This window comes from Bradyrhizobium sp. CCBAU 45384 (genome assembly GCF_028128665.1).
Taxonomy (GTDB): domain Bacteria; phylum Pseudomonadota; class Alphaproteobacteria; order Rhizobiales; family Xanthobacteraceae; genus Bradyrhizobium; species Bradyrhizobium manausense.
Genome location: NZ_LBIZ01000120.1, coordinates 407,554 through 429,984, shown reverse-complemented (window position 1 = coordinate 429,984; position 22,431 = coordinate 407,554). Strand labels below are relative to the sequence as shown.

21 protein-coding genes and 1 pseudogene are annotated in these 22,431 nt (G+C 65.2%); 9 read left to right on the top strand and 13 right to left on the bottom strand.

The features are described 5' to 3' along the window. Positions 1 to 93: 93 nt before the first annotated feature. From XH80_RS41825 to XH80_RS41815, 3 genes are all read left to right on the top strand, one after another. Positions 94 to 441 carry a DUF3088 domain-containing protein gene (locus tag XH80_RS41825; protein WP_271603671.1) on the top strand — a complete coding sequence of 116 codons (348 nt, stop codon included), beginning with the start codon at positions 94 to 96 and terminating at the stop codon, positions 439 to 441. Between the two features lie 84 nt (positions 442 to 525). Continuing rightward, positions 526 to 1,101 carry a cysteine hydrolase family protein gene (locus XH80_RS41820; protein ID WP_271603670.1) on the top strand — a complete coding sequence of 192 codons (576 nt, stop codon included), beginning with the start codon at positions 526 to 528 and terminating at the stop codon, positions 1,099 to 1,101. 110 nt (positions 1,102 to 1,211) lie between these two features. Then, complete coding sequence (locus XH80_RS41815) at positions 1,212 to 1,520, top strand: hypothetical protein (protein WP_271603669.1); 309 nt, start codon at positions 1,212 to 1,214, stop codon at positions 1,518 to 1,520. Between the two features lie 34 nt (positions 1,521 to 1,554). Here the strand turns inward: XH80_RS41815 and XH80_RS41810 are convergent, their stop codons facing one another. From XH80_RS41810 to XH80_RS41780, 7 genes are all read right to left on the bottom strand, one after another. After that, positions 1,555 to 2,826 (bottom strand): flavin monoamine oxidase family protein, encoded by a 1,272-nt coding sequence (locus tag XH80_RS41810; protein WP_271603668.1) that lies wholly within the window; start codon positions 2,824 to 2,826, stop codon positions 1,555 to 1,557. Next, a complete protein-coding gene (locus XH80_RS41805; protein ID WP_271603667.1) occupies positions 2,819 to 3,535 on the bottom strand; it encodes a dihydrofolate reductase family protein in 717 nt (238 codons plus the stop codon). The genes XH80_RS41810 and XH80_RS41805 overlap by 8 nt, the downstream gene beginning before the upstream one ends. Positions 3,536 to 3,557: 22 nt before the next feature. Beyond that, positions 3,558 to 4,217, bottom strand: coding sequence for an FABP family protein (locus tag XH80_RS41800; protein ID WP_271603666.1), 660 nt, complete (start codon positions 4,215 to 4,217; stop codon positions 3,558 to 3,560). Between the two features lie 296 nt (positions 4,218 to 4,513). Beyond that, positions 4,514 to 4,774: a hypothetical protein gene (locus XH80_RS41795; protein WP_442869211.1), complete on the bottom strand. Its 261-nt coding sequence runs from the start codon at positions 4,772 to 4,774 to the stop codon at positions 4,514 to 4,516. A 107-nt stretch (positions 4,775 to 4,881) separates the two neighbouring features. After that, positions 4,882 to 5,721, bottom strand: a complete 840-nt coding sequence (locus tag XH80_RS41790) for a bifunctional allantoicase/(S)-ureidoglycine aminohydrolase (RefSeq protein WP_271603665.1) — start codon at positions 5,719 to 5,721, stop codon at positions 4,882 to 4,884. A gap of 2 nt (positions 5,722 to 5,723) precedes the next feature. Then, positions 5,724 to 6,230, bottom strand: a complete 507-nt coding sequence (locus XH80_RS41785; RefSeq protein ID WP_271603664.1) for an ureidoglycolate lyase — start codon at positions 6,228 to 6,230, stop codon at positions 5,724 to 5,726. Between the two features lie 24 nt (positions 6,231 to 6,254). Further along, positions 6,255 to 7,583 (bottom strand): C4-dicarboxylate transporter DctA, encoded by a 1,329-nt coding sequence (locus XH80_RS41780; protein ID WP_271603663.1) that lies wholly within the window; start codon positions 7,581 to 7,583, stop codon positions 6,255 to 6,257. Positions 7,584 to 7,788: 205 nt separating this feature from the next. Here XH80_RS41780 and XH80_RS41775 point away from each other — a divergent pair, with 205 nt between their 5' ends. Beyond that, entirely contained in the window at positions 7,789 to 8,703 is a 915-nt protein-coding gene (locus XH80_RS41775) for a LysR substrate-binding domain-containing protein (protein WP_271603662.1), read from the top strand. Here XH80_RS41775 and XH80_RS41770 read toward each other — a convergent pair. The 6 genes from XH80_RS41770 to XH80_RS41745 all read right to left on the bottom strand — a co-directional run bounded on the left by XH80_RS41770 (position 8,694) and on the right by XH80_RS41745 (position 15,214). After that, positions 8,694 to 9,881 carry an ABC transporter permease gene (locus XH80_RS41770; RefSeq protein ID WP_271603661.1) on the bottom strand — a complete coding sequence of 396 codons (1,188 nt, stop codon included), beginning with the start codon at positions 9,879 to 9,881 and terminating at the stop codon, positions 8,694 to 8,696. The genes XH80_RS41775 and XH80_RS41770 overlap by 10 nt on opposite strands. A 4-nt stretch (positions 9,882 to 9,885) precedes the next feature. Then, the gene (locus tag XH80_RS41765) at positions 9,886 to 11,046 is read right to left on the bottom strand and encodes an ABC transporter permease (protein WP_271603660.1); all 1,161 of its coding nucleotides are present in this window, start codon (positions 11,044 to 11,046) and stop codon (positions 9,886 to 9,888) included. Continuing rightward, positions 11,043 to 11,753, bottom strand: coding sequence for an ABC transporter ATP-binding protein (locus XH80_RS41760; RefSeq protein ID WP_442868541.1), 711 nt, complete (start codon positions 11,751 to 11,753; stop codon positions 11,043 to 11,045). The genes XH80_RS41765 and XH80_RS41760 overlap by 4 nt, the downstream gene beginning before the upstream one ends. Positions 11,754 to 11,773: 20 nt before the next feature. Then, on the bottom strand, positions 11,774 to 12,841 hold the full coding sequence (locus XH80_RS41755) for an efflux RND transporter periplasmic adaptor subunit (RefSeq protein ID WP_271603659.1): 1,068 nt from the start codon (positions 12,839 to 12,841) through the stop codon (positions 11,774 to 11,776). Between the two features lie 64 nt (positions 12,842 to 12,905). Beyond that, entirely contained in the window at positions 12,906 to 14,078 is a 1,173-nt protein-coding gene (locus XH80_RS41750) for a helix-turn-helix domain-containing protein (RefSeq protein ID WP_271603658.1), read from the bottom strand. A 152-nt stretch (positions 14,079 to 14,230) separates the two neighbouring features. Beyond that, positions 14,231 to 15,214, bottom strand: coding sequence for a LacI family DNA-binding transcriptional regulator (locus tag XH80_RS41745; protein ID WP_271603657.1), 984 nt, complete (start codon positions 15,212 to 15,214; stop codon positions 14,231 to 14,233). A gap of 332 nt (positions 15,215 to 15,546) precedes the next feature. On the opposite strand from XH80_RS41745, the gene XH80_RS41740 reads away from it, so the two are divergent. From XH80_RS41740 to XH80_RS41720, 5 genes and pseudogenes are all read left to right on the top strand, one after another. Next, positions 15,547 to 16,839: an ABC transporter substrate-binding protein gene (locus XH80_RS41740; RefSeq protein ID WP_271603656.1), complete on the top strand. Its 1,293-nt coding sequence runs from the start codon at positions 15,547 to 15,549 to the stop codon at positions 16,837 to 16,839. Positions 16,840 to 16,874: 35 nt separating this feature from the next. Next, positions 16,875 to 17,905 (top strand): annotated as a pseudogene (locus XH80_RS41735) (carbohydrate ABC transporter permease). A gap of 10 nt (positions 17,906 to 17,915) precedes the next feature. Beyond that, on the top strand, positions 17,916 to 18,971 hold the full coding sequence (locus XH80_RS41730; RefSeq protein WP_271603655.1) for a carbohydrate ABC transporter permease: 1,056 nt from the start codon (positions 17,916 to 17,918) through the stop codon (positions 18,969 to 18,971). A 15-nt stretch (positions 18,972 to 18,986) separates the two neighbouring features. Further along, positions 18,987 to 20,069, top strand: a complete 1,083-nt coding sequence (locus XH80_RS41725) for an ABC transporter ATP-binding protein (protein ID WP_442868547.1) — start codon at positions 18,987 to 18,989, stop codon at positions 20,067 to 20,069. 21 nt (positions 20,070 to 20,090) lie between these two features. Then, positions 20,091 to 22,403, top strand: coding sequence for a glycoside hydrolase family 31 protein (locus tag XH80_RS41720; protein ID WP_271603653.1), 2,313 nt, complete (start codon positions 20,091 to 20,093; stop codon positions 22,401 to 22,403). Positions 22,404 to 22,431 lie beyond the last annotated feature (28 nt).

Genomic DNA, 22,431 nt, shown 5'->3' with positions numbered 1-22,431 from the left:
AAATCGAAGTGAAGGCTCACGCCTTGCCGTTGGCTGGGTGGCCATGGCATGGAGTTCTCTCGCGACGGCCTCGATTCTCTGTTGGAGCGCCCCATGACGCGTGACCGCCTTTTTTTGCTGCGCCAGGGTTTCGAAGACCCTGCCCTTCCCGGCCGCCATTTCTTTTGCTGGCACTGTGCGCTGATCGAGGGCCTGCTCACCTCCTTTCCAACGCTTGCACAAGAACTGGACGTCGAGCGCATCGCGTGGCCGAAGCCTCGGCAGGACGTGATCGCACTGGTCGGCGAGGAGAATCAGTGGCTGCCACTGCTGGTCCTCGCCGACGGGACAACCTCGCCTCATCAGACCGGCAGCCGTCATGGGCGCGCCTTCATCAACGACAAGGATGCCATCATTGCCGCGCTGTCGGAGCGCCACGGCTTTCCCGAGCCGCATCCGTGAGACCGTCCCGAAACGAGGGATAATCGGCATTGCCTGAACCGGCGAGCGCCCGGCATAGTCTGCAAAATTGCGGAATCCGTCGCCATGCCCGATCCCCTTCCCGCCCTCATCGTCGTCGACGTCCAACGCGCGTTCGACGAATGGGAGGCGGCGGGCAAGCGGCGCAACAATCCGGATGCGGTGGCGCGCATCGTTGACCTGCTCGCCGCGTTCAGGGCGAGCGGCGCGCCGATCTTTCATGTCCGCCACGAAGGCACCAAGCCGAACTCGACATTCCTGCCCTCGCGCTCCGGCTACGCCGTCAAGGACGAGGCGCGCGAGCAGGGCGGCGAGCCCGTGATCGTCAAGCGCGTCAACAGCGCGTTCATCGGCACGGATCTGGAGACGCGCCTGCGCGCAAGTGACATCGCCACGCTCGTGATCTGCGGCGCCACCACCAATCATTGCGTGGAGACGACGACACGGATGGCCGGCAATCTCGGTTTCAACGCGCAGCTGGTGCGCGATGCGACCTGGACGTTCGACCGCATCGGCGCCGATGGCGAAACGCATGCGGCCGAATCGATCCATGCGATGACGCTGTCGAATCTCAACGGCGAATTTGCCCGCATCGTGACCACGAACGAGGTAATCGCCTCGCTCAAAACGGTGCGACAATAAATCTCAGCGCAATTTCGCGACGATCGCATGCGTCGTTTCGACGCCCGCTCTCGCCGGAACGCGGGTAGCGCCCATCTGTTGTCACGCGATATCTCAACTGGAGTGATGACATGAAATATCTCTTTGTCGCGATGGCCATCGGCGCTGCTGCACTCACCGCGTCGGCGGCCAACGCGGCGAGCGGTGGAAAGGCCAGGCCGAACGTGCAACTCGGCCAATCAACCGACATCAGCGCGCAGCACAGACACGGTCATCGCCATCAGCACTGGCGTCCGCATCATTACGGCTATGATCGCCGGCACCATCGCAGTTATGGCTATTACCCGCGGCACCACGGCTATTACGGAGGCGGCCCCTACGGCTATTACGGCGGCCGCGGTCCCGGCGTGACATTCAGCTACGGCGGCAGCCGCTGGTGAGACGCCAGGCCCGCAGAGATGCGGGCCTGCTTTCTCAACCTTGCAAAATGATCCCGGCCGTTTCCAGACCGCTCGCAAGTGCGGCCTCGACCGTTCCCATGTCCCGCCCGCGGTAGAGCGCCTCGCCGGAAAACAAGATCGAGCCATCGGCGCGCGCGAGAATCTCTTGCGCCGCCCGCGTCCGCGGCGTCGCCCAGGAATAGGCGCCGCGGGCAAAGGGATCATTCGCCCAGTTGGCGGCGGCCGCCGCCACGAGGTCCCGCGCGATCTCCTCGCGCGGCAGGCCGAAGATGGCGGCGAGCGAGGCGATGCCGGCATCGATCAGTCCTTGCTGATCGAGATGCGCCAGCCCCGCCGTTCGCGGACCGCCTAACCATCCCGTCAGCACGGGATGCTGATCCGGATGGCGCGTCCACCACACCGGAATGGTCTCGTCCGACAGCAGGAAGAGCATGTCGGCAAGCTCTTCGCGCTGCTCGCGCCACCACGCCTTTTTGAACCGCAGCAGGATCTTGATGACGCCGCCGAAGCCGATGTCGTCTGCGGCTGCCGCTTTTGCACGCGCGGCCGCGGGCAGCGCGATCTCGCGCAACAGCGGCAGCGGCACGGTGAGGATCACCCGATCGCAGGCCTGCAACTCACCGCCGGCACAACGGACGATGGCCTTGCCTGCCTCCTCCTCGATGGCGGTGACCACGGCCCCGAGGTGAAGGACAACGCCGGACTTGCGGCACTCGGCGAGGAGAAAATCGATCAGGCCGCCATAGCCGCCGTCGAGGCGCGCCTGCATCGCGTGTCCGTCGTTCATCCATTCGTCGCGCAGCGCCAGCGTCGAGGCGCGCGCGGGATCGGCCGCATCGTAGCCCTCGACCATGCGTTCGACCGCATGCCGTAGTCGCGCGTACTCCGGCCCGGCAAAATACCGGCGCAGGAACTCGGCGACGGTGAGATCGTCCTTCAAGTCCTTCGCTGCCGCATGAAGCTGTTCGTCGTAGGGCTCGCGCGGGTTCTCGCGCGAGAATGTCGTGCCGTCGAAGCTCCATTGCGCGCCACCGATCGTGCGCACAGTCAGCCCCGCCTCGCGCGCCAGGCTGCGCGTCACCGGCGCCTCACCATGGACGAACTCGGCGCCGCCATCGGCAGCATAACCGAACTCCGACGCCGGCAGCGGATGGATGCGCCCGCCGCAGCGCTCGCGCGCCTCCAGGATCGTGACCCGTCTTCCCCCGCGCGCGAGCTCACGCGCCGCCATCAGGCCGGCCGCGCCCGCGCCGACGATGACGATGTGCTCGGACGTATCAGGCATGCTGCAGATGGCGCGCGGGATCGTTCTGGATCAGATAGCGCAGCAATAGGACGCCGCCGCCGAGATCCTGGGTGCTCGCCAGCGTCATCGCGCTGAGCGGCGCGCGCTTGTCGCCGTCGGCCTCGGTCGAATCAAACACGAAGGGCGCGCCCCTGGCGCCGTCGATCGCGGGGCTGAGGATCAAGTTGAACTCGTCGATCAGGCCGGCGCGCAGGAACGCGCCATTGGCAACGCCGCCGCCCTCGACCAGCAGGCGCTTGACGCCAAGCTCGCGATTGAGGATCTCGACCGTCATTGCGAGGTCGATCTCGGACTTGCCGGCAAAAATGTAGGACACGCCCTCGCCGCGCAGGCCGGCGAGATGCGAATCCGGTACGCTCTCGGTCAGCACCACGACGATCGGATCGCCGCCGATATCGGAGCGGCCCCAGCCGATCTTGCCATGCGCGTCGAGCACGACGCCGTAGGTGTCGGCATCGCGCCGCGCGAACCAATTCTCGCGCGGGAACTTTTCGTCCGACGTTTCCGGATAGGGCTTGCCTTTGGCGAACTCCGAGCCGGTGACACGGCCGATCACCCAGGCATCGCCGCCGAGCCGGTCATGGATCTTCTCGAACCAGTCGGTGCCGGCGCCCTTCGGACGCCAGCGGCTGGGATGGGTGCGGCCATCGAGGCTCGCATGCATCAGGCAGATGACGTAAGGCTTCATGCACATTCTCCGCGACAGCTTCTCAAGCCGGCTGGTTGCCCTTCTCGCGATCGTTCACGATCACCGCGAGCGGATTGAGTTTTGGCGGCGCGACCAGCTTGAGCGTATTGCTGTCGTGATGATTGAACGGTGCGCCGCGGACGAACAACGCGGTCTGGATCTGATAGCTCCAGCTGCCGTCGTCGTTGAAGGTGATATCGCAGCGGTAAGAGTCGGTGCGGAAGGCTTGTTCCAGGAAGTCGGTCGAGCAGATTCCGTAGGTCGTGTCGCCGCGCTTCGCTGCAACCGAGATGGTCCTGTCCTCCGGCTTGGCATGGCCCGAGGCGAGCAGCACTTGCCCGCGCGGGATCGCCAGTGTCTGCATGATCAAGCCGGTCGCGGGCTCCCAGAGCCAATAGCCGACCTGGTCGTGGAAGGTGATGTCTTCCTCAGGTGTATTGATGTGGATGTGATAGCGCAGGCCGTAAAACAGCTGCGGCCCGTTGGCCTGCGGATCGATCGGGTCCATCCTGACGTGCTCGATGAAGGTCCGCCGCTCCGGTCCCCCCGCCTTCGGATTGATATCAATGCCCTTGTCGGCCTGCCAGGTGCCGGCGAGCCGGCGCAGCGGCCCGAGATTGGCGAGGCTGTCAGGGGAAACGTCCTCGGGCTCGGTGAAGATGTCGGCGGGAAGAGGGAGCATGGCGACCTCGCATCGTTGCGCCGAGCGGTCATAGCATACGAGTGGTGCGAAACACCTGTCATGGAACCGGAAGGCTGCCCCGCGCGCTATGGGGTCTTGAGTGCAGGCCGGCCAAGGAGCGGATCTTGGCTTGGCGCTGCGCAACCTCTACCCCGAGCGCCAGGTCCTTGTCATATCAGGCCATGCCGATAACGAGGGCTCACGCTCGATTGGTCACGGCTGACAAAGCCGGTCCGAAGCGATGAGCTGGCGGCGACCTGACGAAGGCAGGGCGGGAAGGGGAGCGAGGCCGGCTCTCAGGCGGCCTCGTGTGCCGACGCCGCGCGCTGCTCGAGCATGCCGATCGTCGCGACCAGATTGTCGCGTCGCGCGCGAAGGCTGGCCGCGAGCGGCGGATAGGTAGGCTGTTGCGGGTCAAACACCCCTGCCTTGGCCTCTTCCTCCAGAATGTCGGTGTTGAGCAGCCGAACGCGCCACCACAAATCGGCGATCAACGCGTCGAGCTTGAGCTCTCCAATTGCACCAGAACGGGACATTGCCTGCATCGCTTGCCTCAACCTGAAACGGCCTCTCCGATGAGGCCTGGCTTTGGTGCGGACTGAGCAAGGGGAGTGCCAGAGACGGGCTGCGGGAGCGCTGACGACAGCCGCCGGCGCACACCACGTCAAATCAGCGGCGCGCCCTGCCGCAGATTCATGTGCCTGTTAACGTCCTTGTAGAGCAGATAGCGGAAGCGGCCGGGGCCGCCGGCGTAGCAGGCCTGCGGGCAGAACGCGCGCAGCCACATGTAATCGCCGGCCTCCACCTCCACCCAATCGCGATTGAGGCGATAGACCGCCTTGCCTTCGAGGACGTACAGCCCGTGCTCCATCACATGCGTCTCGGTGAAGGGGATCGTTGCTCCCGGTTCGAACGTCACGATGTTGATGTGCATGTCATAGCGCATGTCCGAGGGATCGATGAAGCGTGTGGTGGCCCACCGCCCGTCCGTATCGGGCATCGGCACCAGTGTCATCGAGTCTTCATTGGCCACGATCGGCTCTGGGTCGGCCAGACCAGGCACGCGCTGGTACAGCTTGCGGATCCAGTGCAGTTGCGCCGGTGCCGTCCCGCGATTGCGCAGGCTCCAGGCGTATCCCGGCGGCAGATAAGCGAAACCGCCAGCCTTCAGCTCTCGTTCCTTGCCGGCCAGCTTGAGCGTGATTTGCCCGCCCGCGACGAAGAGCGCACCCTCGGCGTCCTTCTCGGGCTCAGGAATTTCGCTACCTCCGTTCGGCCCGATGTCCATGAGGTAATGGGAGAACGTCTCGGCGAAGCCGGAGAGCGGCCGCGCCAGCACCCAGACACGGCTGTTGTCCCAATGCGGCAGATGGCTGACGACGATATCGCGTTGCACGCAGTTCGGTATGACGGCGTAGGCGGTGGTGAAGACGGCGCGGCCGCTGAGGAGATCCGTCTGCGGCGGCAGGCCGCCCTGCGGGACGTGATAGGTGCGCGATGACATCGTCAGGCCTCGTGGCGGTCAGGCATGAGGTCGAGCTGCATGGTCTCGTCCAGCCAATATTCTTCGAGATTGTTGCCGTCGCCCTTGCGGTCGACGACGAGGAACGGGCTTGCGGCCTTGAGCACCAGAAGCGGATGGTGCCAGCAATTGCGTGCATAGTTCACGCCCTGTTGGCCCGTCGCCGCGAACGCCCGATAGCTCTCAGGCTTGCGCGGGTCCGTGCAAACGACGACCAGCCAGTCCGCGCCATTGAGCGGCATGAACAGCTGGCTTCCCAGCGGATGGCGCTCCATCAGGCGGATGGCAATGGGCGCCGGACGCAAGGAGGCGACAAACCAGCTGATATTGGTCTGTCCGCCTTCAGCAGCGACATCGATCTCGGCGAGGTCGTTGAATCGCTCAGCGAAACCCTGGTTGATCGACAGGGGGATCGCCCCGTCCGTTTCGATGACCTCGCCGAACGGCGCGAATGCCTGCTTCGTCAGCGGCTCAATCGAAAGCCTTACCATCACCAACCTCAACCGTTTCGGTACTCAGAGCGTTTGCAGCCCCGCGACGGGAGCAGTCGCACCATGAGGTTCGGCTTGCAAGGTCTGAGGATCGATCTCGCCGTCCAGGATGCGATGCGCCCTGGCGCGATCGAGGTCGCCTTCCCATGCGGCGACAACGACCGTCGCGACGCAGTTGCCGACATAGTTGCCGAGCGCGCGAGCAATACCGATGAACCAGTCCACCGACAGGATCAGCACGAGGCCGATCGCCGGGATGGCCGGGATAGCCGACAGCGTCGCGGCGAGAACGACGATCGCCGAGCCGGGGACGCCATGGGCCCCCTTGGAGGTGAGCAGCGCGACGCCGAGGATTGCCAGAAGATCACCCAGAGCCAGCGGCGTGTTGGTCGCCTGTGCAATGAACACCGCCGCCAGGGTCAGATAGATCGAGAACGCATCGAGGTTGAACGAGTACCCGGTCGGGATGACGAGGCCGACGGTCGATCGCTTGATCCCGAGCAGCTCGAGCTTGCGCATGGTCTGCGGCAGCACGCTGTCACCGGCGGCCGTGCCGAGCACGATCATCAGCTCCTCGCGCAAGTACGCCAGCAGCTTGAACAGGCTGAAGCCGGACAGCCGCATGATCGATCCGAGCACGGCCACCACGAACAGCACCACCGCCAGGTAGAACAGCCCGACGAGGCCGCCGAGCTGTTTCAGCGAACCGATGCCGTACTTCCCCACGGTGAACGCGATCGCGCCGAACACGCCGATCGGAGCGAGGCGGACGACGAAATTCATCATCTTGAAGATGATCTCGTTGACGCGCTCTATGAAATCGACCACCGGCCTTGCGCGCTCGCCGCACAACGACACCGCGCAGCCGAACATGATCGAGACGATCAGCACCTGCAGCACATCGCCGGAGCTGAACGCGCCGACGATCGTTCCCGGAATCAGCTTCATCAGGAACTCGGAGACGCCGCCGCCGGCGACCTGGGCCGCGGTCTGGCTGAAGCCGCTGAGCGCCTTGGCATCGAGCGTCGCGGGATCGATGTTCATTCCGGCGCCGGGCTGGAAGTAATAGGCGAGCGCGATGCCGAACACCAACGCAATTGTGGTGACGATCTCGAAATAGAGCAGCGCGCGGATGCCGACCCTGCCGACCTTCGAAAGGTCTCCCGCCGCCGAAATTCCGTGCACCACGACGCAGAACACGATGACGGGCACCAGCATCTTGATCAGCTTGATGAAGCCGTCGCCGAGCGGCTTCATCTGCAAGGCCGTATCAGGATAGGCCATGCCGAGCCCAATGCCGAGCGCGAGTGCGACGACGACCTGGAAGAAGAGTGACTTGAAGATCCTGGGCATGGCTTTCCTCGGCTGGCGGGATTGGTGTCGGTCTGGCTTGGTCGGCGACTTGAGCCTTTCGCCATTATTGTCGTTGGCGCCGCGACGCGCTGCGTGCAGGGCTACTGGCCGCTTTCAGGGCGGACGACGGCTGCATCGGTCATTCGTTGACCAGGCACGACATCAAGTCCAATATATAGAACGACACGATTGATAGGTTTTCGCTATGGATCTTCGCCAGGTCAGGTACTTCATCGCGGTGGCCGAAGAGCGCAGCTTCACCCTCGCCGCGCGGCGGCTGAACCTGTCGCAGCCGCCGCTGAGCCAGCATATCCAGGCCCTCGAGGCCGAGCTTGGCACGCCGCTGCTCTACCGGACCAGCCGCAAGGTGGAGCTGACGCAGGCTGGCGAAGCGATGCTGCTGCGCGGCCGCGCCATCCTGCAACAGGTCAAGTCAGCGGAAGACGAGGTGCGCTCGATCGGCGCCGGCCTGGTGGGAACGCTGGATCTCGGCGCGACCGGGTCCATCCTGCGCGGTCCTCTCGCCGAGCTGCTTGCGGCCTACCGGCAGGTCGCGCCGTTGGTGAAGATGACCGTGCACGAACAGGCACCGGCTCTGCAGATCGCGGCCCTGCTCAACCGGACCACCAACATCTCGCTCATCCGCGGCGTGCCCACCGAGCGCGACCTCACCAGCAGACTGGCATGGCGGGAAGAAGTCGTTCTCGCCGTCCCCCGCACTCACCCCTTGGCAAGGCGCAAGCGCGTCGCGCTTTCCGAGCTGGCGTCGGAGGATCACGTCGTGCTCGACCCCGACAGCTCCGATTTCGCGCGCTATGTGCAGAGCTGCTGTGTCGATGCCGGCTTCCTGCCAAAGGTGTCCCAGCAGGTCGTCGACGCGCAGTCGATCCCGAGCCTGATTGCAGCCGGCTTCGGCGTCGCGCTCGTGCCGCAGTCGATCGCGCGCTTCACGACGTCAGACATCGCCTTTCGCCCCATCCGCCCCTCCCCGCCCGCCGCCGACGTGTTCCTGGTATTTCGGGAAGACGAGACCTCGATGGTGGTGCACAATTTCATCAAGCTGGCGCTGCGATATTTGGGGCAGCGGAAGAAGGTGGGGCAGGTCGCGAGTCAGCCATAGAGCCCGGCGACAATCGGCATGCGGGCGGCGCGGACGGCGGGAAACAATCCGCCGAACAAGCCGACGGCGAGCGCGAGCAACAGGCCCTGGCCGATCAGGCGCGGGCTGAGCTCGAAGTTGAACACCACCTGGCTGAAGCTTGCGCCCATGGTCGAGGCGGTGAAGCCGTCGAAGACCAGATAGGTGGCTGCGGCGCCGATCATTCCGCCGATCGCAGCCAGGATCAGCGACTCCACCAGCGTGCCGACGAACGCCGAAAAGCCGCCGAACCCGATGGCGCGCAGGGTCGCGATCTCGGTCGCCCGCGCCGCGACCGAGGAGTACATCGTGTTGAGCGCGCCGGCGAGCGAGCCGAACGCCATCGCGATCGCCAGCGGCCAGCCGAGCCTCTGGATCAGGTCCGACGTGTTCGACGCCTGCTGGGCGAAATAGGCGGCCTCGGACATCACGTCGAGCTTGAGACGTGGATCGTTGTCGCTGTAGGCGCGCAGCGTCTCGATCGCCGCCGGACTGGTCAACCGCGCCCGCACGGTCTGGACGGCGCCGGCGCGGTTGAACAGGCTCTGCAGCACCGGGAGATCTGCCCAGATTTCCGATTCGAACACGCTGCCGTCGGTGCCGAAGATTCCGACCACCGTCCACCTGACATTGTTGAACGTCACCGTCTGGCCGAGCTCGAAGCCCTCGAATTCCTTGCCCAGCGCCCTGCCGACGATGATCTCGTTGCTGCCCGGATTGAACATCCGGCCCGCGATCATGACGGCGCCGCGGCGCAAGCCCGGGCCCTGCGGGCCGAGGCCGCGCAGCGGCAGGCTGGCCTTGGTCCCGGTGCTGCGCTTGATTCCATTGACGGTCAGATAGAGCTCGCCCGAGGTCTGCGGCTTGCCGTCGGATCCCCTCGCAATGCCGGGGCCGTCCTCGATCAGCCGGGCCTGGTCGCGCAACACCACGCTGTTGATCTCCGAAACCGCGCCGCTGCGCAGCACGACCGCGATGTCCTCCGCGCCGGAATCCGCGATGGTGCGCCTGAAGCCGTTGGCCATGGAGAGGAACGCCAGAAGGACCGTGACGACGAGGCCGACCGCGATCACCGTCGCCAGCGACAGCCACAGCCGCTGCGGCAGGCTCTTGAGATTGATGGCGGTGACCGCCAGGATCTGCAGGATCATCGAGCGCATCGGGTCAACTCCGTCCGAGCGCAGTGACGATATTGAGGCGCATCGCGTTGAGCGCCGGCACCAGGCCCGTGATGATGCCGAACACAACCATTAATCCCACGGCCGCCGCTGCGATATCGGGGTATAACGATAGCGTTGGAACGAAGCTCATCAGGCTATCGCGCACCCGCGTGATCAGAAGCAGCGCGACGCCGAGGCCGGGCAGGCCGCCGAGCAACGCCAGCAGGATCGATTCCCCCAGCACCATGCGCAGGATGCGGCCGCCGGAAAAGCCGAGCGTCTTCAGCACGCCGATCTCGCTGGTGCGCTCGCGCACCGTCATCACCATGGTGTTGCCCACGATCATCAGGATGGTCACGAAGGCGGCCCCGACCACCAGCTCGACGATCAGGGCGACGTTGCCGAGCTGGGCGGCGAACGCTTTGTTGAAGGCCTTCTCGCTGTCGGTCGTGGTCTCGTAGGGCGAATTGGCGAACATCCCGTCGATGGCGTCGATCACGCGCTCGTTCGCGGCCACCGACGTGGTGCGCAGCGCCAGCCAGTTGATCAGGTCCTTGCCGAACGAGCGGGTCTCGTTGAAATAGTCGTAGCCCATCACCATGACGTTGGTGTCGGCCTGCGGAATGCGGGCAGTGAAGCTGCCGACGATGATGAAGTCCCAGGCGTGCGAGCCGTTCCTTTGCGACCAGATGCTGCTCGAGATCGGAATATGATCGCCGACCTTCCAGCCCCACTTCTCCATCAGGCGCGCTCCGACCAGAACGCCGGTTCGCTCGCGGATGAAGGCGGCGCGCGCCCCGGGTGAGAACACGAAGTCGCTGTCGCGAAGCTTCATCCAGTTCTCGGGATCGACCGCGAAGGCAGCGATGAAGTTCCTCGGCTCCTGGTAGTAGCCGCCGAACCAGCTGAAATGGGTGATCTGGGCGACGCCGTCGATGGCGGCGACGCGATTGTAGTAGGAGATCGGCAAGGGCTGGGTGAAGTTGATCTTGTTGAGGACCACCAGGCGGTCGGGCGTGGCGCGGTCTTGCCCCGCGTTGAAGGCGCGCTCGAAGCTCGCCAGCACGCCGAAGATCGCAAACGCGATCAGGATCGAGACCATCATCAGGATGGCCCGCAATTTCCGGCGGAACAGATTCTTGCGGATCAGGACCAGATCGTTCACGCCGCGAGCTCCTTCTCGATGAAGTGGCCCTTGTCGAGATGCAGCGATCGCCTGGCGTATTGCGCCGCCGCCGGATCGTGGGTCACCATCACGATGGTCTTGCCGAGATCGCGGTTGAGCACTTGCAGGATCGACAGCACCTCGTCGGCGGTGGTGCGATCGAGATCTCCGGTCGGCTCGTCGCAGAGCAGCAGCGCCGGATCGGAGACGATGGCGCGCGCGATGGCGACGCGCTGCTGCTGCCCGCCCGACATTTCCTTGGGATAGTGCTTGACCCGTTCGGCGAGCCCGACCACGCCGAGCGCGGTCTCGACCCGCTGGCGCCGCTCCTTGCGGCCGAGCCGCGTCAGCAGCAGCGGCAATTCGACATTCTGCGCCGCGGTCAGCATCGGCATCAGATTGTAGAACTGGAAGATGAAGCCGATATGCGATGCGCGCCAGCGCGAAAGCTCGCTCTCGGACAGGCGATCAAGACGCTCACCTGCGACCTCGATCTCGCCGGCGTCGGACCGGTCGATGCCACCGAGCAGGTTGAGCAGGGTGGTCTTGCCGGATCCCGAGGGTCCCATCACCGCGACGAAATCGCCGCGTGGAATGGCGAGGTTGAGACCATCGAAGATGGTGATCGTCTCCTTCCCCTTGGTGAACCGCTTGCACAGGTCGACGATGTCGATCATCGGGTCGATTGGATCGGTCGGCGATAACATGGATCTTGCTCCCGCGTGCCTTAAGGGGAATCGGATCGCGCCGCGTTGGGCGCGCCGTCGTCCAGGAATGTGACCTTGATCGCCATATCAGGCAGGATGCGCGCATCTTTCACGTCCATGCCGACGCGGACCTTGACGGTTGCCTTCTCGCGATTGGCGGTGGGCACGATGGCGATGACGGCGCCCGGGATGCGCCAGTCCGGATAAGCGTCGAGCACGGCCTCGACGCGGGTGCCGGCATGCAGGCGGCCGATCGAGGCTTCGTTGACGTCAACCTCGACCTCGATCGAGTCCATGTCGACGATGGTGCAGATGCCGGTGCGGGTGAAGCCGCCGCCGGCCGACAGCGGCGAGATCATCTCGCCGGGTTGCGCGCTGCGGTCGACCACGACGCCGGCGAACGGCGCGCGGATCCGGTGCTTGCCGAGCACCTCGCCGTAGCGCTGGGCCTCGAGCCGGGCCGCCGCCAGCTGCGCCTCCGCCTGGTGGAGCTGGGCCCGCAGCACGCCGGCTCTCGCCTGCGCCTTGGTCAGATCGGCCTCGGTGGCATAGTTCTTCCCCGACAGCGTCTGGGTACGCGTGAGGATTCGCTCGGCGTCGGCGAGGTCGGCGGCAATGGCGGCCGCGGCCGCTTCCGAAGCCTCGGCGCGCGCCTGCGCCAGCGCGTAATCCTTGTCGGCGAGGACATCGTCGAGCCTGGCGAGAACCTGGCCTGCCTGCACCACCATGCCCTCATCGACCAGGAGCTCGACCACCTTGCCGGTGACCTCGGCCGCGATGGTGGCCTTGCGGCGGGCCACGACATAGCCGGACGCGATCAGGCTGCCCGTGCTGCCAGGCGCAAGCGCCACGCTCCTCTGAACCGTATTGTCGGACCGGACGAGCTGAGGAGACGGTCCCTCGACGGCTGGTGCCTGCGCCGGCTGTATCGGGCTGCCGAGCCAAAGCACCACGCCGCTTCCCAGCCCGATCAGGACGATCAAACTCCCGATGGCCCGAAGCAGCCATCGTCGCGGCCGCGACGAAGGCCCGGCCGGCGGGGGCCGGTCGATCATGAGCGAGCGGAGCGAGCGCGTCCTGTCATCCATCTCGAGAGCTTGTCCGGTCCGGCAAGCGCTCTCTCGCCCGATACAGAATTCGGCTAGCCGATTTTCAACGGGATTGGCCGATTCTGAAGTTTTCGTCGTTTTCCAAGGCCATCTTTTCCGAGGCCATCTTTTCCGAGGCCATCTTTTCCAACGCCATGGCCGCCGACCGGGCCAGCGCATCGCGACGGAATTCGGTCGGCGTCAGGCCGACTTCCGCCTTGAACGCACGGTTGAACGGTCCGATCGACTGGAAACCGGCGTCCATGGCGATCGTCAGCACCGCAACGTCCCGTTGATCCGGATCGGACAACGCCGCCTTGGCCTCGTCGATGCGATAACGGTTGAGAAAGGCATTGAAGTTGCGATAGCCGAGGCCCTCATTGATGGCCTGGCGGAGCCGGTATTCCGGCAGGTCGAGCTTGGCCGCGAGGGCGCCGATGGTGAGACCTTCCTGCCGATAGATCCGTTCGACCGTCATCAAGATGTCGAGCCGGCGCAACAGCAGCGACGCTGTGGCATCGCGACGGCCGCCGGCCGCTTTGATCGGAAGCATCCGATCCGCAGTTTCGGAGGTAGTCGTCGCTGCCATCACGGGGACGGCCGGCGGCGGATGGAACAGGGCCCATCCGGCGAGTGCCGCGATGGCCAGCAGACCGGCCGATGCGACCAGGCTGGCTGATATGCCGACGCTCCTGGCCGAGATCGAGGTCAGGTCCGGGACGGACAGCAAGACGACAATGAGCAGCGCGAGAATCAGGACTGCGAGCCGCAGCCGGCGCCGGCCGGGGACAAGGTCGGTCTTCCACGTCCTGACCGTCTGCACGGCTGCGGAGAGCGACAGGATAATCGCCAGCATCGACATCGATCGAACGCCTGCCTTGGCGAATATCGGCCACGTCGTCCAGGTGAAGATCACCGAGAACCAGACGGCGACGACGGCCAGCCACAGGGCGCCGTGCCAGCGCCGAACCACGAAATCGTCGTCGAAACTCGCACGCGCCCACAACCATACGAGCACCGGATTGGCGCCGAGGACCGGCATGATCCACCAGACCGCTGCCTTCGGCACGAACGGTGCCGTCACGATTGCGTAGAGCGCGCCCGAAGCGGCCATGGCGACGCTGAGCCATTTGATCGTATCCAGCGGGCGAACACGCCCCAGGGTTACGACCACCATCATCAGGAAAAGACCGGCAACTGCGCCGCGCAGGCCGAGGTCAAGTGCGGTGGCTTCCATGCTGTCCGTGATTCCCACCGGCGAAACCCAAGATGTTGCAGGTGCCAGCGGATTGTTGCCGTCGAAGCGCCGCTCGGCAATTCATGTGCAGACGCTACAACCTGGAGGATAGTCGGACGCGCGTCCTGTGGCAAACCATGAACGTTCGCGTGTCAGCCGAACTTGTAGGGTAGCAGGCGTTCGCCGAAAGCTTCGCCGCGCCAGATCAATTGCAGGCCCGCGACGATCTCCGCCCCGTAGATGGCGTAGGGGATTTCGATCGACTTCAGCCAGGGTGCAACCCATTGGTTGAGAGGCGTGCCGTCGATGCTGACCAGTTCGCAATCGCCGGGGATTTTCAGGCCGCGTTCAAGCGCGCGCCGGTTCACGCCATAGGCGATCTGGTCGCTCACGCAGAGGATGGCGTCCGGCCTGTCGCGGCCGCCGAAAATTCGCGCACCGGCATCGTAGCCTATCTGCAGATGCGATCGCCCGTCTCCATCGGCCCGGATGATCGCGTCGTCGGACCATCCACGCTCCCGCAGTCTGGCCAGGAAGCCCGACACACGGTCGCGCGATGCGGACGAGCCCAGCCGCGGAAAAACGACGGCCGGGGCGCGCCGTCCGAGATCGGCGAAGTGGTCGGCGACGGCCGCGCCGGCTGCGGAATCGTCGATACCGACGAACGGACCATTGCCGCTTGGATTGCGGCGGGTCACGAAGACCGTCGGGGCGCCGGACGCGGACAACTCGCTCAACCCGGGGCTGGCGACGGCCGCAACGAGAACATAGCCGCGCACCATCTGCGCCCGCATCGCGTAGAGATATTCGTCCTGAAGTTCGGGTCGGTCGTGCGTATCGCACAGGACCATGACATAGCCGGCCTCGCGCAATGCGGCCTCGGTCGAGCTCGCGATGGTCGCCATGGCCGGATTGTCGAGATTGGCCGCGATCATCGCCACAAGCTGGCTTTGTCCGCTCTTGAGCGCCCGTCCGACCGGGTTTGGCCGGTAGCCGACCGCCTCGATCGCATCGAGCACCCGCGCCACCGTCGCCGGGGAGGCGCGGCGCATCTCACCGTTGACGATCCGCGATACGGTCGAAACGGAGACGCCGGCCCGGGCCGCAACGGTGGCAAGTGAGACGTCTTCCGGCATCGGCCTCCATGGGGACTGGTCCGAATGCAACCTATAGCGACAGTTGAGCCTGCTTCCGAGGCCCGCCATGACGATTTAAACCACGATTGACAGCTTGGCAAACGTTTGCCAAGATCGTTTTGCCATTAGGAGCGCCACTGGGTCTGCCCCTGGTGTCCGCGTCAGCGGAAGCGGGCGCCCAAGCGCGTGACAAAACGGCATCCGCCGCCCCGGGGGCGGACGCCAATGTGGAAGGAAACGTCTGGTGCTGAAGGATCCGTCGGAGAACGGACCCGTTGCGCCTGTCTCACGCGGCCCCAGCAGGGCCGGCGAGTGTGGAGGAAGGAACGATCATGCGTGCCATCACCCCCGTCATCACGTCTCTTGCGCTGTCCCTTCTGTCCGCCAGCGTACTCGGCGGGCCTGCCGCGGCCGAAACGACGACTCTCCGAATGGCCTGGTACTCGGACGGCAACGAAGGCGAGGTGATGGCCGACCTGCTCAAGCGCTTCCACGAGCAGAACCAGGACATCGACGTCGTTCTCGATCAGGTGCCCTACAAGGCGGTCAACGAGAATCTGCCGGTGCAGCTGGCCTCAGGCCAGGGCCCCGACATCGCGCGTGTCGTCGATATGGGCGGCTTGTCGCGCTTCGCGCTCGATATGCGTCCCTTCCTCAAGGACCCCGGCTATTGGGAGGCGAATTTCGGCCCCTTCCTCGAATGGATGCGCCCGGCGGGCGACACGCAGGCCATTCCGGGCTTCATGACCCAGCTCACCGTCACCGGCCCCTTCGTCAACAAGACCCTGTTCGAGCAGGCCGGGGTCGCGATGCCGGGCGAGAAGGCGACCTGGGAGGACTGGGCGAAGGCGGTGAAGGAGGTTGCGGGCAAGGTCCAGGCGCCGTTCCCGCTCGCGCTCGACCGCTCGGGCCATCGCTTCTATGCGCTTGCCGTGTCGCAAGGCACGAAGGTTTTCGCCGCGAACGGCGAGCCTGATGTCGTCGACGAGGGCTTCAAGCGCGCCGCGCAGCTGGTCTACGACTGGCACAAGTCCGGCGTCATGTCGAAGGAGCTGTGGGGCTCGGTCTCCGGCACGGCCTATCGCGGCGCCAACGACGAATTCAAGAACGCGCAGGTCGTCATGTACTTGTCCGGATCGTGGCAGATCGCCCAGTTCGCCAAGACCGTGGACAACGCCTTCGACTGGGTGGCGGTCCCCAACCCTTGCGGGCCGGGGGGATGCAGCAGCATGCCCGGCGGCGGCGCTCTCATGGCCTTCAAGTCGACCCAGCATCCCAAGGAAGTGGCGCGACTGATGGATTATCTCGCAAGCGAACCGGTGCTGGCGGAGTTCTGTGCGCGCTCGCTGTTCGTGCCCGGCCATCTCGGGCTCGCCAAGAAAGGCCTCGATTATCCGACGGCGAGCCCCGAAGCCGCCGCGGCGCTGAAGATCTTCACCGCAAGCGCCGCCCAGGTTTCGCCGCTCGCTTACCGGACCCAGGGCTACATCAACAGCCGGATCATCTTCAACGCCGTCATCAGCCGGCTCGGGCAGGCGGTGTCAGGCGAAACGAGCCTCGAAGACGCCGAGAAGCGCATCACCGCTGATGTCGCGCAGCAGATCGCCGAGCGCAACAAGAAGTGACGGCGACGGGTTCACAGGATCGAAGGATCACCGCGATGTCGGACACTCCGTCCGCTGCCCGCCCGCAGCCCGGCATGGCCGCAGGCGCGCTCGCGCGCGTCGCGGTCCTGCCCGTGGACCTCGCGCTGCGCCTGTTCGATCCGCCGATGCGTTGGCTGCAGCGCGTGATCGGCGTGCGGCGCATGGCCTATGTGTTCCTGCTGCCCAACTTCGCATTCTTCGGCCTGTTCGTGTTCCTGCCGATCGGCATCAACATCGTGTTCTCGGTGACCGGCGGCTCGGCGCTGTTTCCCTCCGAGCGTCCCTATGTCGGCAGCAACCAGTTCGCCTATCTGTTCGACTGCGGCTCCTTTCTCGACCCGGCCAGCTGCCGCGAGGATCACTTCTGGCGTGGCGTCGCCAATACGGCAAAGTTCGTCGTATTTCAGGTGACCGCGATGGTGCTGTTCTCGCTGATCACCGCGCTGGTCCTCAACATGAAGATCCGCGGGCGCGGCTTTTTCCGCGCGGTATTTTTCTTCCCAGTCCTGCTGTCGCCCGTCGTCGTTGCGCTGATCTGGAAATGGATTCTGCAGCGCGACGGGCTCCTCAACGCGGCCATCACCACGCTCGGCGGCCAGAAGATCCTGTTCTTCGTCGATCCCAGCTGGGCGATGTTCTGGGCGGTGTTCGTATCGGTGTGGGCGCATATGGGGTTCTACACCTTGATCCTGCTCGCCGGCCTGCAGGCGATCCCCGCGGACCTCTACGAGGCTGCGGAGATGGACGCAACGCCGCGCTGGCGCGTGCTGACACGCATAAGCTGCCGCTGCTGTGGCCGAACATGATCGTCGTGATCGTGCTCGCGCTCATCAAGGGCGCGCAGACCTTCGACGAGGTCTTCGTGCTGACCGGCGGCGGTCCGGGCACCGCGACACTGATGGTCGTCCAGTACATCTACGAGACCGGCTTCGCCAGCCAGGTGCAGAATTTCGGTCTCGCCGCCGCCGCGTCGGTTGTGCTCGGTCTGGTGCTTTTCATCCTGACGCTCCTGCAATTCGCCGCCGCGCGGCGCAAAGAGATCTGAGGTAGCCGCCATGCGCCTTGGGATTTTGCTTGGTCAACGTCGCAACGGCCCCGGACGGCCGCTGCATTGGACCGACATCGCAGCCTATGCCTATCTCGCGCTCGGCGTCGTGCTGATGTTCGGGCCAGTGCTGTGGCTGGTGCTGTCATCGTTCAAGACCCAGAGTGCGCTCCTGGAGTTTCCGCCGTCGCTGCTGCCCTTCGCACAGGTCGAAGTGACGGTATCAGGCCAACCCCAGAAGCTGCCGCTGTTCCGCACGACGCTTCCCGACGGCTCGGTGCGCGAACTGGCGCAGGTTCGGCGCATCGGGCTTGTCGCCCAGATGGTCGATCCCGCCGATCCCTCAAAACAGTTTCGCGTGGCGATCGACAAGCGCGAACCGGTGCGCCGCGTCGCACTCGCGACCGAGAACTACACCGAGCCGCTGCAGCGCTTCGCCTTCATCCGCTTCCTGTTCAATTCGGTCTTCGTCACGGTGGTCGCCACGCTGATCACGCTGCTGATCAATTCCATGGCGGCCTATGCGCTCGCGATCTACGCGTTTCCCGGCAAGCAGGCGGCGACGCTTGCGGTGATCGGAACGCTGATGATCCCGATGACCATCATCCTGGTGCCGGTCTATCTGGTGGTGACCGAGCTCGGCCTTTCCAATTCGCTCTGGGCGGTGATCCTGCCGGGTGCGGCGACGCCGACGGGCGTGTTCCTCCTCCGGCAATACATGCTGACGCTGCCGAAGGATCTGATCGAGGCGGCGCGCATGGACAAGGCTTCCGAGTGGCAGATCTATTGGCGCATCGTCGTGCCGCTGACCCTGCCGGCCCTGGCGGTTCTTTCGATCTTCTCGATCATGTGGCGCTGGAACGAATTCCTGTGGCCGCTCGCGGTCCTGACCAAGACCGAGGTCTACACGCTCCAGATCGGCCTCAATGCCTTTCAGGGCGAGCTGCAGACCCAGTGGCACTACCTCCTCGCGATGACGGTGGTGACGCTCGCCCCCGTCGCCCTCGTCTTCGTGTTCCTGCAGCGCTTCATCACGACGGGCATCGGCTCGACGGGAATGAAATGACCAATCGGGCAATCGATCATGGCTGACCTGAAACTCACCGCCGCGCGAAAATCCTTCGGCAGCATCGACGTGCTGCACGGCATCGATCTCGCCGTGAAGGATGGCGAATTCGTCGTCTTCGTCGGCCCGTCGGGCTGCGGAAAGTCGACGCTGCTGCGCGTCATCGCCGGCCTCGAAAACGTGACGAGCGGCGAGATTCATATCGACGGCGAACGCGTCACCCACCTGCCCGCCTCCGAGCGGGGGCTGGCCATGGTGTTCCAGTCTTACGCGCTCTACCCACATATGAGCGTCCGCAAGAATATGGGCTTTGCGCTCGAGAACATGGGACTGAAGCCGTCCGAGATCGCGGCGCGGGTCGACCGCGCCGCCGTCATGCTGCGTCTGGCGGACTATCTCGACCGCAAGCCCAAGGCGCTCTCCGGCGGGCAGCGGCAGCGCGTCGCCATTGGCCGGGCCATCGTGCGCGATCCGAAGATTTTTCTGTTCGACGAGCCATTGTCGAACCTCGACGCCGAACTCCGCGTCGCGACGCGCAAGGAGCTTGCCGCTCTGCATGCCAATATCGGCGGCACGATGATCTATGTCACGCACGACCAGGTCGAAGCCATGACGCTGGCGGATCGCATCGTGGTGCTCAAAGCCGGCCGCATCGAGCAGGTCGGCACGCCGCTCGAACTCTATAACCACCCCTCGAACGCCTTCGTCGCAGGTTTCATCGGCTCTCCCCGCATGAACTTCCTGCCCGCGACCGTGCTGTCCGATGACGGCACGCTGCGCCTCAGCGTTGGCGAACGCGACATCGCGTTGCCTCGCACCGCGTCCGGCCTTGCCACTGGGGCGCGCGTGACGCTCGGCATCCGGCCCGAACATATCGACGTCGTCCCCGATGCGGGCATGCTCGCCGCGACAGTCGATCTGGTCGAGCAGCTTGGCGGCGAGACCTTCATCTATGCCACGCCTCCCGGCCTGCCGCAGATCACGCTGCGCCAGAATGGCCAGTCGCGCTTTGACCGCGGCGATGCCGTCGCGATCCGCTTCGCACCCGACCATTCGCATATCTTCGACGCAACCGGCGCGGCTCTCGCCCGGCCGTGATCGTCTCCGGAGCCTGATCAAATGAAAGCCTTGACCCACGGCCGCTTCCGCGGCCTCGACGGCCACGCCGCGCTGTTCGACCTCGCGACCGCGCCGGCGGCGGCCCCGCTCGCCACCTTGCGTATCGCGATTCTCGAGCGCGACATCGGTCGCGTCACCCTGCGCCGGCCGGAGGGCTATCGGCTCGATCGCGGCTGGGCGATCGCGCCCGATCGAATGGAGCCGCCATTCGAGGGCCGGCCGCGCGACGACATCTCCGGCTTTGCCAATCCGGCCACGACCGCGTCGGAGGACGGCGGCATCGTCACGCTGGCCGCCGCGGGTCTTCGCGCACGCGTGCGGCTCGATCCGTTCGGCATCGCCTGGTACCGCGACGGCGAGGACCAGCCATTCCTGCAGGACCGCCCGACCCAGGCTTATCTCCTGTCGCGCAAGAGCAATGCGTTGCTGCACGCGATGGAACGGCATGAAGACGAGCGCCATTACGGCCTCGGCGACAAGGCCGGTCCGCTCGATCGCACCGGCCGGCGCTTTTCGATCGATGCCGTCGATCCCTGCGGCTTCGACGCCGAGCTGTCCGATCCGCTCTACAAGATGCTGCCGTTCTTCATCGTCGACGGCGCACGCGGCGCGCACGGCATCTTCTACGACAATCTCGCGCTTGGCTCGGTCGACCTCGGCTGCACCATCGACAATTACCACGGCCTCTTCCGCTTCTATCGCGCCGAGGATGGCGACCTCGACTATTACGTGCTCGCCGGACCGACCGTATCAGAGGTCACGCGCCGGTTTTCCTGGCTGACCGGCGGACAGGCCTTCGCGCCCCGCTGGACGCTCGGCTTCGCGATGACGACGATGACCATCGCCGACGCACCGGACGCGGACGCGCGCATCACCGGCTTCATCGAGGATTGCAGGCGCCACGGCATCCGTTGCGACAGCTTTCACTTCGGCTCCGGCTACACCTCGATCGGCAACCGTCGCTACGTCTTCAACTGGAATCGCGACAAATTCCCCGATCCGGCCGCGACGATGGCGCGGCTCAAGGCATCGGGCATGCAGCCGGTCACCAACATCAAGCCCTGCCTGCTCGATGATCATCCCCGACTCAGCGAAGCCAAGGCGCGCGGCATCCTCGTCGCGGACGGTGGGACCGGCGAGCCGGCGGTCGCGCAATTCTGGGATGGTCTCGGCTTCCATGTCGACTTTACCAACCCGAAAGGCCGGCAGTTTTGGGCGGACGGCATCCGCGACGCGCTGCTCGCCTATGGCGTGACGGCGGTCTGGAGCGACAACAACGAGTACGAGATCTGGGATGAGGACGCGGTCTGCAACGGCGACGGCCGTCCGTTCCCGCAGACACTCGCCCGCCCCGCGCAGGCGCTATTGATGCACAAGCTCGCCTACGAGACGCAGGCCGCGCAGGCGCCCGGCAAACGCCCTTATACGATCACGCGCGCCGGCGGCGCCGGCATCGCCCGCTACGGCCAGACCTGGAGCGGCGACAACGAGACCGCCTGGAAGACGCTGCGCTACAATCTCACCCAAGGCCTGAACATGAGCCTATCAGGGTTTTACAACATCGGCCACGACGTTGGCGGCTTCCATGGTCCTTCGCCGGGACCGGAACTGCTCTGCCGTTTCGTCGAGTTCTGCGCGCTGTGGCCGCGCATGGTGATGAATTCCTGGAAGTCGAGCGGCATCGTCAACACTCCGTGGATGCATGCGAGCGTGCTCCCGCAAGTCCGATCCGTCATGGAGCTTCGCCACAGCTTGATCCCCTATCTCTATACGCAGATGTGGCGTGCGGCAGTGGAAGACGTGCCGCCGGTGCGGCCGCTGTTGTGGGATTTCGGTTTCGACGCGATTGCTGCGACCGTCGAAGACGCGTTCATGCTTGGCCCCGATCTCCTTGTCGCCCCGGTTCTCGGTGAGGGGGCGACAACGCGCGAAGTCTATCTGCCCGCTCATCCCGGCGGCTGGTACGACTGGCATGACGGGACGCCATTCGAAGGCGGGCGAACCATCACCGTGGCAGCGCCTCTGGGCCGGCTACCGCTGTTCGCGCGCGCGGGCTCGATCGTTCCGATTGAAGACGACAGGGGGCTGACCGCCATCGTGTTCGGCGCGCCCGATCGCGGTGGTTCCGGTCTTGTCTATGTCGACGATGGCGAGACGTCGGATTGGCGCAAGACAGGCAGGACGATCGAATTCCGCCAGCGCCGCGACGATAATGGCCTCGTGCTCGACGTCAGCGGAGCGGAGCTCTCGGCACCAATCCGCGTCCGCGGCGTCGGCGTGCCGAATCTGCGGCTTGCCGGCACAGTCGAGTGAGCCGCGTCTGGCGCACTTGTCGCGAGAT

What these genes read in the sequence shown, in the direction of transcription:
- XH80_RS41825 (WP_271603671.1), top strand. Translation starts at nt 94, where the DNA reads ATGACGCGTGACCGCCTTTTTTTGCTGCGCCAGGGTTTCGAAGACCCT.
- XH80_RS41820 (WP_271603670.1), top strand. Translation starts at nt 526, where the DNA reads ATGCCCGATCCCCTTCCCGCCCTCATCGTCGTCGACGTCCAACGCGCG.
- XH80_RS41815 (WP_271603669.1), top strand. Translation starts at nt 1,212, where the DNA reads ATGAAATATCTCTTTGTCGCGATGGCCATCGGCGCTGCTGCACTCACC.
- XH80_RS41810 (WP_271603668.1), bottom strand. Translation starts at nt 2,826, where the DNA reads ATGCCTGATACGTCCGAGCACATCGTCATCGTCGGCGCGGGCGCGGCC.
- XH80_RS41805 (WP_271603667.1), bottom strand. Translation starts at nt 3,535, where the DNA reads ATGAAGCCTTACGTCATCTGCCTGATGCATGCGAGCCTCGATGGCCGC.
- XH80_RS41800 (WP_271603666.1), bottom strand. Translation starts at nt 4,217, where the DNA reads ATGCTCCCTCTTCCCGCCGACATCTTCACCGAGCCCGAGGACGTTTCC.
- XH80_RS41790 (WP_271603665.1), bottom strand. Translation starts at nt 5,721, where the DNA reads ATGTCATCGCGCACCTATCACGTCCCGCAGGGCGGCCTGCCGCCGCAG.
- XH80_RS41785 (WP_271603664.1), bottom strand. Translation starts at nt 6,230, where the DNA reads ATGGTAAGGCTTTCGATTGAGCCGCTGACGAAGCAGGCATTCGCGCCG.
- XH80_RS41780 (WP_271603663.1), bottom strand. Translation starts at nt 7,583, where the DNA reads ATGCCCAGGATCTTCAAGTCACTCTTCTTCCAGGTCGTCGTCGCACTC.
- XH80_RS41775 (WP_271603662.1), top strand. Translation starts at nt 7,789, where the DNA reads ATGGATCTTCGCCAGGTCAGGTACTTCATCGCGGTGGCCGAAGAGCGC.
- XH80_RS41770 (WP_271603661.1), bottom strand. Translation starts at nt 9,881, where the DNA reads ATGCGCTCGATGATCCTGCAGATCCTGGCGGTCACCGCCATCAATCTC.
- XH80_RS41760 (WP_442868541.1), bottom strand. Translation starts at nt 11,753, where the DNA reads ATGTTATCGCCGACCGATCCAATCGACCCGATGATCGACATCGTCGAC.
- XH80_RS41755 (WP_271603659.1), bottom strand. Translation starts at nt 12,841, where the DNA reads ATGGATGACAGGACGCGCTCGCTCCGCTCGCTCATGATCGACCGGCCC.
- XH80_RS41750 (WP_271603658.1), bottom strand. Translation starts at nt 14,078, where the DNA reads ATGGAAGCCACCGCACTTGACCTCGGCCTGCGCGGCGCAGTTGCCGGT.
- XH80_RS41745 (WP_271603657.1), bottom strand. Translation starts at nt 15,214, where the DNA reads ATGCCGGAAGACGTCTCACTTGCCACCGTTGCGGCCCGGGCCGGCGTC.
- XH80_RS41740 (WP_271603656.1), top strand. Translation starts at nt 15,547, where the DNA reads ATGCGTGCCATCACCCCCGTCATCACGTCTCTTGCGCTGTCCCTTCTG.
- XH80_RS41730 (WP_271603655.1), top strand. Translation starts at nt 17,916, where the DNA reads ATGCGCCTTGGGATTTTGCTTGGTCAACGTCGCAACGGCCCCGGACGG.
- XH80_RS41720 (WP_271603653.1), top strand. Translation starts at nt 20,091, where the DNA reads ATGAAAGCCTTGACCCACGGCCGCTTCCGCGGCCTCGACGGCCACGCC.